Source organism: Pedobacter sp., assembly GCF_035317785.1.
Classification (GTDB): domain Bacteria; phylum Bacteroidota; class Bacteroidia; order Sphingobacteriales; family Sphingobacteriaceae; genus Pedobacter.
In genome coordinates, this window is the sequence record NZ_DATHGC010000131.1 from 1 (window position 1) to 8,963 (window position 8,963).

The following is an 8,963-nucleotide window of genomic DNA, read 5'->3' on the forward strand; positions in this document are numbered from 1 at the left end:
TGTGCCTCACGTTAGTGAAAGCTGGATTGCTGCAGCGTTTAAGCCTGAAGCGGCAAGGTCTGAGCAGGATATTGAAGTGCTGAAAATAAGTGATGCTTATATCTCTGAACTGAGGGAAGCTGATGTGATTGTGATCGGTGCGCCTATGTATAACTGGTCTGTTCCGAGCGCGCTTAAAGCTTATATCGATCAGGTACTCAGGGTGAATAAAACTTTTGAGATCAACCGGGCCAATGTGCGGCATCCGTATGTTGGCATGCTGAAAAATAAGACATTGTTTCTGTTGCTTTCCAGGGGCGATGAGGGTTATGAGAAGGGGGAATATAACGAGCATATGGACTTCCAGACCAATTATTTGAAGACTGTCTTTGGGGTGATGGGCATCAGCAATGTTCATGTGGTTGCCATTAACGGCAGGTCGTCTGATTTTGCAGAAGCAGCACACCAAAATTTAAGGGCGCTGATTGAGCAGGAACTGGTTTTAACGAAGACATACAGATGAAGAACCATATACTCAAAGGAAGCATTTTGGTCGGGCTGGGAGCCTCGAGTTACGGAATGCTGGCGACATTTGTAAAAATGGCCTATAATGAGGGGTTCAGTACTGCGGAGGTTACACTTTCGCAGTTCAGTCTTGGATTTGCGGGGCTTTTTATGTTGACCTTGTTCCGTAAACGGGAGGCGGGGCTAGTGCAGGTTTCGGTGCCGGAAATGAAGACATCGGGCGTTAAAAGTATATTTAAGCTCATCCTTGCAGGGACTTCCCTGGGGCTGACCAGCATCTTCTATTACATCTCGGTCCAGTACATCCCGGTCAGTGTGGCAATTGTGTTGTTAATGCAAACAGTGTGGATGGGTGTCGTTCTGGAAATGATCCTGCATAAAAAGGCACCCGGATGGCGCAAGATTGCTGCTGTTGTTGTGATCCTGGCCGGCACAGTTCTGGCTACAAATCTGCTCGAACAATCTGTGCGTATCAATTGGGGGGGATTTGGCTGGGGCCTCATGGCTGCGCTTTGCTATACAGCAACGATGTACACCTCGAATAACCCGGAACTTCATTTACCGCCGCTGAAGCGAAGCCTGTACCTGATCCTGGGCGGGTGGATTGTTATTGCGGTGATTTATCATTCTGCCCTGAACCGGGAGTTTTCTTATGGCATATTTACGAGCTGGAGCCTGCTCCTTTCTTTATTTGGAACGGTCCTCCCCCCTTTGCTGTTTACCCGGGGGATGCCGCTTACAGGTATGGGGCTGGGTGCCATCATTGCTTCAGTAGAAATTCCTGTTGCGATTTTGACGGCAAATGTTCTGTTAAAGGAACCTGTGAGTTTACCGCAGTGGCTGGGGGTTGTGCTGATTCTGTTTGCTGTGGTACTGATGAACATAAAAAAGCCCTCAAAAAATTGAGGGCTTTTTTATTGCTGTTTATTTTGATCTGATTAAGAAGCGGGTATCAAATTGGTCGTGATGCCAATTCTGTTCCAGATATTAATGGTGATTATCGATAAGATCACTTGTGCCAGGTAGGTTTCATCCAGCAATTCGGCGGCCGCCTCATAGGTTTCATCTTTCACATGGTTGCTGATTAAAGTAACTTCCTCGGTCAGTGCCAGTATTGCACGTTCTTCTTCTGTAAAAAACGGTGTGTCGCGCCAGGCATTGAGGGCATAGATACGCTGTTCTGTCTCTCCTGCTTTACGGGCATCTTTGGTATGCATATCAATACAAAAAGCACATCCGTTGATTTGCGATGCCCGGATTTTGATCAGGTCTTTGTGTGTTCTTGTGAGTGGTGTGCTTTCTATGAATTTTTCCATTCCCAGAACGGCTCTGTATCCTGCTGGTTCTAACTGGTCAATTTTAATTCGTGTTTTCATGTCTTAATAATTTATTTATAGTACAAATTTAAGCCAATGAAACGGGTGCGAATTATACCAGTTACCAAATAAGGGCTGGCCCAGCCGATTTACAGAAAATCCAAAATGTCGATTTTCTGCAATATCTATTTTTATAATTTTTGTAGGTTTGCCGAATCTATTTATCAAAAACATATGAAAAAACAATTTTTTAAAGCCTTGCTATTGGGCTTTTTAGTCACGGCATTTTTTGCTTGCAAAAAGGAAGATCTAAGTCCGAAGAGAATCTCAGGCGTGTATAACATCTATGAGCTTGAGAACCAGAAAACAGGTGAAGCGGAGCAATTGCCAAATGATGCCGGCCAATCTGCTAAGATCAATGTTGCGCTTTCTGAGGAGCAAAATAGTGCAGAGCTGAAGTTCTATCTTACCGAAAACGGTAAAGAAACATTGGTGACCACGGCTAATTATTCGGTTTCGAAGGATGCGGATGGCGACTATTCGTTAGTGGATCCTGACAATAAATTAATGGCCTTTTTTATTGAGGATGAGGCTGATTTTTATTTTGTGCCGGGGTATAGAATGGGTGGAAAAAAATAAAGCCTCACTTTTTCTTTATAGGACTCCCCTATTGGCAGGTATTCTTTGTTGATGACAATCCTGCCGCGTTCTACAAAATCAATATGGCTGGTATTGATGATGTAAGACTTATGGATCCTCAAAAACAGCTGCGGTGGAAGGATTAATTCGATGTGCTTCATACGTTCCAGTGAAAGTATTTTACCTGCTGGAACATGAAAACTGATATAATCTCCCAGACCTTCAATGTAAAAGATCGAAGAAAATAACACCTTCTGCAGCCGGTGTTCTACTTTAACAAAAATATGATCCGGTTCCGGAGCTTCTAAAGCTTTAGTGCTTATTCTTTCCTTTGCTTTATTAACTGCAACCAGGAATCGTTCAAAGGTGATGGGCTTCAGTAAATAATCAATTGCATCGTATTCAAAACCGCTTAAAGCATATTCCGGATAGGCTGTTGTGAGAATTACTTTTGTCTGTGTTCGACGAATAATGTTCATCACCTCGATACCCGTAAGGTCCGGCATTTGAATATCCAGGAAGATCAGGTCAACGTTACCCTGATGAATGAGGTTGATGGCTGCTGTCGGGTCAGTGGTATTTAATACCAGTTCCAGTCCATTTGTACGGATTACATAATCTGCCAGCAGCTTGACTGCATGAATCTCATCATCGAGGACTATACAGCGCAGGATGTTACCACTCTTCATTGTTCAGGTCTAGTTTAACTGTAAATTGATCTTCATTATCTCTGACATCTAATTCATACCGCCCTTTAAAAAGCAGTTCAAGTCTCTTCCTTACATTTTCTATTCCGATACCTCCGGTAAAATCCTTGTGTTTATTTGCTTTGGTATTGACACATGAAAATATCAGCTCAGTGCCCGTCATATTGATGTCTATCCATAGCCATTCTTTACTTTCCGAGACATCACCATGTTTAAAAGCATTTTCCACAAAGGGAATCAGCAATAAGGGGGGTACTTTCATTTCCTTTACATTACCAGTCACCTTCATTTTAACGGCGACAGGGTTTTCAAAACGTAATTGTTGAAGGGAAATGTATTTTTCAATGTAACTGATCTCCTGCTCCAGTTCTATTTTTTCGCTGTTGTCGTAGAGCATATACCTCAGTAATTCTGAAAGTCCGGAGATGGCCGGTAAGGCCTGCTCGGATTTATGATATACCAGGGAATAAATTGTATTGAGGTTGTTGAATAGGAAATGCGGGTTAACCTGTGAGCGAAGGAATGAAAGCTCTGATGACCGGTTCTGCAGTTCTAGTTCTTTTTGTTCCAGCTCCTTCTGCCGGGTATACCTGATGAAATAGAATACCATTGCAAAAATGGTGTTCAGAATATAGATGAGCACGTTATTTCTGAAAAAGAGGTTTAGCCTTACGGGATCCCGTGATAACGCTACGGTTGCTGCGTAGCTGGTTAAAAAACAACTGATAAAAGCAATACTTATAATAAGACCTACATGAAGTGACAGGCGTTTAAATTTCCTGTTGGGGTAATATTTATTCATCATGGCGTAGATTGCCAATACATAAAGGAAGGAGGTGCTGAGACCTGTTGACATGCTTAGGACCTGCACTGCTAAGCTGCGTTCATCTACCAGCGTCCATTTTCCGCGAAGTAAGCCCGGCAAGTGCCCGCTCAGGTGAACGAGAATGTAAAAAACAATAAAAGTACCCAGCAGAAGCCAGAGGTTTTTCTTCATACTCAAAATTACATTATTTAACGGACGGCCATATGCCTGTTTTTCCCTGTTTGTCGAGGACATTCCCGTGTTCAACGATTAGGCTCTTTGCCGGACGTCCCTAAAGGTAATTTCGACAGCAGATAACCAGAACTAGTTGCTATGAAAAAATACTTTTTGATGATGATGTGTACCCTATGCTTTACTGTAAATGCACAGGACAAGAAACAGTCGACCGACACATTAAAGAAAGACTCGGTAACGGACGAGAAACTACTGAAGGAGGTGAACATCAATACCAGAAAAAAAATGATTGAACGGAAGATAGACCGTACCATAGTAAATGTTTCGGCTTTTGTTACTGCGGCCGGTACTGATGCCATGGATTTGCTGGGCCGCTTGCCGGGCCTGAGGGTAACTGACGACGGGAACATCAACCTGATGGGTAAGGGTGCTACAATATACGTGGATGGTAAGCCTACTTATCTGTCAGGGACTGACCTTGCGGCCTATCTCAGGTCGCTGCCCACTGATCTGCTGGACAAAATTGAGTTGATGCCAAATCCGCCGGCGAAATATGATGTTGCAGGGAGTGGCGGGGTGATCAACATCATCACCAAAAAGAATAAACAGCCTGGCTACAATGCTGCAATTTCGGCGAATGCAGGTATGGGAGTATATCGCAAGGCCAATGGTTCTTTGAACATGAGCTACCGGGTGGGTAAGCTGAACCTGTTTGCCAATGCTGGTGCGGGCAGTCCTAAAGACTTCGAAAATGCCTCGGCCATCAGGCGGTTTTTGAATGCTGACGGTTCGGCTGCTGCGATACTGGATCAGGAGAGCGAAATTTCTTATACCCGCAATACCGGAAATGTGAAGCTGGGTGCGGATTACTACGTCAATAAAAAAACCACTGTTGGTTTGATATGGAATGCCAACCGCAATTCGGTGCGTGAAAGGGGTGACAATCGTAACCTGATGCGCAATAGTGCGTACCAGCTGGATTCTGTCATTTTCTCTGCGAACGACGCGAACAATAAGTTCAGGAATAATCTGTTCAACTTCAATGTAGTGCATTTGCTGGACGCTATGGGCACAGAACTGAGTATGGACCTGGATTATGGCAAGTACCATACGCAGATCGACCAAGTCTTTGGCAACCGTACGTATTCAGCGCAGGATGTGCTGTTGAACAGGGCAAGGATTAGAGGGGCGCTTCCAAGGGAAATCAACATCTATTCAGCTAAAGCAGATTTTTCCCTGCCTTTTAAAAATGGGATAAAACTGAATACCGGCCTGAAGCTGAGCAGGGTAAGTACAGACAACAGGGCTGATTATTTTACAGGCGAGGAGGTTTCTGAACTTCCTGACGATAACCGCAGCAACAGTTTTTTGTACAAGGAGACGATTGCGGCTGCTTACCTGGAGGGCTATAGGGAGTTTGGAAAATTTGGCATGAAGGCTGGGCTACGGGCTGAACAGACCCATTCTGATGGGCATCAGCTCGGCAACGCACTCGCAACTGATTCTTCGTTCAGCAAGATTTATCTGAATGTCTTTCCCACTTTATTTGTTTCTTTCAAACCGGATTCGACCAACAGGAACCAGTTTTTCTTTAGCTATGGCAGGCGCATAGGGAGGCCTGGTTATGACAAATTGAACCCTTTTCTGGCCCTGGTGCAGCGATACAACCAGATCGCCGGCAATCCGTTCCTGAGCCCTGATTTTACGAATACTTTTGAGTTTACGCATGTGTTTAAGGAGCAGTTGAATACCATTCTTTATTATTCTGATCTGTCCAATATCAGCAGCCAGGTGATCAGGCCGGTGGGCGATGTCTATGTGACGCGCCCTGAAAACACCGGCAGTCTTCAAATCGCCGGTACAATGGTCACCTACAACAGGAATGTGTTCAAATGGTGGAACGCGGACTTCTCTGTAAATACGGAACGGATACATATGGATGTGCTGCTGGGCGGGAAGCGTGTGGATACTGTTTATTTTGCACACTCATTCAACTGGTTCAACCGCTTTACATTGAGCAAAAGCTGTACGGCAGAACTGGTGATGAACTGGGGTGGCAGGTCGTTTTCCGGACAAAACACCACCAGGGGTATCGCTGCATTGCGTGCGGGGATCAAACAGCAGCTATTCAAAGGCAACGCTTCGCTCGGTTTGAGCGGCAGCGACTTGTTTTATTCGGTGCGGACACAGGGTAATATTTTGAATGTAGCAGGGTCGGATGCCAGCTACCGTAACCGAAGAGACAGCAGAACGGTGATGCTTTCCTTTAGTTACAAGATCAGCCGGAACGCGAAAGACAATAAGCGGCTAAGGGACCGGAACGGCGCAAGAGATGAGCAAAACAGGGTAAGTTTCTAATTCAATTTGAAATTAAGACGGATGCCGGACGTAATTTTTAGAGCCTTTACTCCATTGCCGTTGGCAAATATTTCTAATATATTATTCTTGATTGGGAATTGGTAACCCACTCCATAACACTGATATAAACCCGGGTTATCTTCCCATCCAGTCTCCCGTTCGTCGGCATATTGCAACTTTTTTCTTTCTGTTCCATAACCTAAGTCAGCACTTAAATAAAATCGCCGGAGATAAAATTTACCTCCGGCACTTATACTATGGTTGGCGACATTCAGCAGGTTTACTGCCCAATTGTTTGCAAAAACTGCTTGACCATTGTCGTTGGTACCGTGATTATAATTGACATTGACAGTCAATCCCCACTGTTGGGTTAACCGATATTCGTAACCCGCTCCAATACCCAATAATGTCTTTTCCTGTTCAATATCATAGCTTACCTGAGGTCCAAAATTCAGATAGTGGTTTTTAACCATGTTTGGACTTTGGGCATGGCTCCTGGTCATGAACAGGCCTAATGCGAATACTACAATCAGATTTTTTATTTTCATGAGCGTAAATTATAATTTGTCTTAAGATACAAATTCTATCTATTAAATCAAGCGGCGGTTAGATGATTTTACCTGATTCCTTTTTGTTTCATAAAATCGATCTCTTCTTTAAGGATGTGGTCGTCATCTATTGCAGGGGCTGCTTTCAAATCTGCGAGATGCAACTCGTCCATAATGTCGACAAAGTTCTTATAATTTGCTCCGCTGGTCGGTTTGATGATGATAAATTGCAGTTTATTCACCGAGCCCACTCAGGCTCGCTTTGACCATCTCTCTGTTCTGCCTGGAGATGGGTACTTTCTGCAGGTTCTCGAGCAATAGTGTGCCTCCGTCTTCTTTCAGATAGCTTTTGACATAGTGCGGATTGACCAGGTGAGATTGGTGTGTACGGATAAAATCGTGAGGTTTGAGCAGGTCTGCAAAGTCTTTCAGTGTTTTACAGACCAGTACCTGTTCCTGGTTTTGCAGGTAAAAGGTGGTATAGTTATTTGCGGCTTCACAGCGGATCACATCGGTGATCTTTACATACATGGTTTCCTTAAGGGTGGGCAGGGCAATTTTAGGACTCCCCTTCTGCCCTGCTTTCAGATAATCCAGCAAGTTGTCGATGTTCCTGCTTTGCTTGCTGAGCTTGATCCTTTGTTTCGCCTTTTCAATAGCCAGCTTGAATTCTTCAATATTGATGGGTTTGAGCAGGTAATCCAACGCTGAAAACTTGATGGCTTGTATGCCGTATTTGTCGTATGCGGTAATGAAGATCACTTCGAATTTAACTTCAGGCAGACTGGAAAGTAAATCAAAGCCGGATTTCTCCGGCATTTGAATGTCTAAAAAAACCAGGTCAGGATCGTGTTGCTGAATTAGTTTCTTACCCTCTTCGGCATTGTCTGCAGTACCTGCTATAAAGACATCGGCACTGTGCTTGTCAATGATGAGCTGCAGGTTTTCTATGTTATTGGGCTCGTCGTCAATGATTAAGGCTTTGATCTTCATGATATCCAGTTTGATAAGCGTATGGTCACCAATGTGCCGGTATGGGCCGGGCTGATGTGTAAAGATAGCTGTTGGTCTTTGTACAATTGATTTAGTAGTGTGATCCTTTCTTCACTTAGTTTTAAGCCATAGCCGGTCGTGTCTTCTTTTTTATTAAATCCCTTGCCGTTATCCTCAATGCTCAATACCAGATCCTTTTGCTCTGTCACCATTTTTATCGAAAGCCTACCTGCTTCTTTCAAGCCTGATATACCATGCTTAACCGCATTTTCTGCAAAGGGCTGCAGAAGCATTGTGGGGATTTCGATATTGGCCTGGTTGAGGCTTTCATCGACCAGGATGTCATATTTAAAATTGAACCTGAGCTGTTCCATTTGCAGGTAGTCGTTGAGAAGTTTGACTTCTTCGTCCAGGCTGATCAGGTCTTCATTGTTGCTGTCGAGTACCTGACGGGTTAAACCGGCAAATTTGGAGAGGTAAAAATTGGCGTCTTCGATGTTGTTTTTGTTGATCAGGTTTTGGATGGAACTGAGTGCATTGAACATGAAATGCGGATTGAGCTGACTGCGTATGGATTTGAGTTTCAGGCCGGCCAGTTGTTTTTCCTGCGCCGCAGTTTTCAGTTTGAGCTTATTGCGTCTGTAATAGACAAAAAACAGCAAAGCAACACCCGAGAGTGCTGCTGTAATATATGGGAGCGCTTGTTTAAGGGATACTTTCTTTTCTCCTGTGGGAGGTGGCGGTGGCTTTACTTCAAATGGTATATAAAGTGCCTGGGTCTTATCGTATTGTCCGGAAATGGCTTCGGTCCGGACAACTTTAAAACGGTATTTACCGGGTTGCCGCAGCCACTCGTGATCGGCAGGATAATAATCGTCCTGAAGGTAGTACTTCAGCA

The 8,963-nt window shown here is 44.2% G+C and carries 11 protein-coding genes; 4 read left to right on the forward strand and 7 right to left on the reverse strand.

From position 1 onward, the window contains the following. Window positions 1-502, forward strand: a 502-nt coding sequence (locus tag VK541_RS07835) for an FMN-dependent NADH-azoreductase (protein WP_324368625.1), incomplete at its 5' end; no start/stop codon positions are given. Further along, window positions 499-1,410 (forward strand): DMT family transporter, encoded by a 912-nt coding sequence (locus VK541_RS07840; protein WP_324368627.1) that lies wholly within the window; start codon window positions 499-501, stop codon window positions 1,408-1,410. The genes VK541_RS07835 and VK541_RS07840, both read left to right, overlap by 4 nt. Window positions 1,411-1,442: 32 nt before the next feature. Here VK541_RS07840 and VK541_RS07845 read toward each other — a convergent pair whose 3' ends face one another. Then, window positions 1,443-1,880 carry a carboxymuconolactone decarboxylase family protein gene (locus VK541_RS07845; protein ID WP_324368630.1) on the reverse strand — a complete coding sequence of 146 codons (438 nt, stop codon included), beginning with the start codon at window positions 1,878-1,880 and terminating at the stop codon, window positions 1,443-1,445. A gap of 174 nt (window positions 1,881-2,054) precedes the next feature. Between VK541_RS07845 and VK541_RS07850 the strand changes: the two genes are divergently transcribed. Beyond that, window positions 2,055-2,459, forward strand: coding sequence for a hypothetical protein (locus VK541_RS07850; protein ID WP_324368632.1), 405 nt, complete (start codon window positions 2,055-2,057; stop codon window positions 2,457-2,459). Here VK541_RS07850 and VK541_RS07855 read toward each other — a convergent pair. Continuing rightward, the gene (locus VK541_RS07855; RefSeq protein WP_324368634.1) at window positions 2,420-3,148 is read right to left on the reverse strand and encodes a LytR/AlgR family response regulator transcription factor; all 729 of its coding nucleotides are present in this window, start codon (window positions 3,146-3,148) and stop codon (window positions 2,420-2,422) included. The genes VK541_RS07850 and VK541_RS07855 overlap by 40 nt on opposite strands. Further along, window positions 3,135-4,163, reverse strand: coding sequence for a sensor histidine kinase (locus VK541_RS07860; RefSeq protein ID WP_324368636.1), 1,029 nt, complete (start codon window positions 4,161-4,163; stop codon window positions 3,135-3,137). The genes VK541_RS07855 and VK541_RS07860 overlap by 14 nt, the downstream gene beginning before the upstream one ends. 141 nt (window positions 4,164-4,304) lie before the next feature. Here VK541_RS07860 and VK541_RS07865 point away from each other — a divergent pair, with 141 nt between their 5' ends. Beyond that, window positions 4,305-6,524 carry an outer membrane beta-barrel protein gene (locus tag VK541_RS07865; protein ID WP_324368638.1) on the forward strand — a complete coding sequence of 740 codons (2,220 nt, stop codon included), beginning with the start codon at window positions 4,305-4,307 and terminating at the stop codon, window positions 6,522-6,524. Here VK541_RS07865 and VK541_RS07870 read toward each other — a convergent pair. From VK541_RS07870 to VK541_RS07885, 4 genes are all read right to left on the reverse strand, one after another. Further along, window positions 6,521-7,072, reverse strand: coding sequence for an outer membrane beta-barrel protein (locus VK541_RS07870; protein WP_324368640.1), 552 nt, complete (start codon window positions 7,070-7,072; stop codon window positions 6,521-6,523). The two genes, VK541_RS07865 and VK541_RS07870, sit on opposite strands and share 4 nt — an antisense overlap. Window positions 7,073-7,140: 68 nt before the next feature. After that, a complete protein-coding gene (locus tag VK541_RS07875) occupies window positions 7,141-7,314 on the reverse strand; it encodes a hypothetical protein (RefSeq protein ID WP_324368642.1) in 174 nt (57 codons plus the stop codon). After that, window positions 7,307-8,065 carry a LytTR family DNA-binding domain-containing protein gene (locus VK541_RS07880; RefSeq protein WP_324368645.1) on the reverse strand — a complete coding sequence of 253 codons (759 nt, stop codon included), beginning with the start codon at window positions 8,063-8,065 and terminating at the stop codon, window positions 7,307-7,309. Before VK541_RS07880 ends, VK541_RS07875 begins: the two co-directional genes overlap by 8 nt. Further along, the coding region (locus VK541_RS07885) for a sensor histidine kinase (protein ID WP_324368647.1) at window positions 8,062-8,963 on the reverse strand (902 nt) is incomplete at its 5' end. The genes VK541_RS07885 and VK541_RS07880, both read right to left, overlap by 4 nt.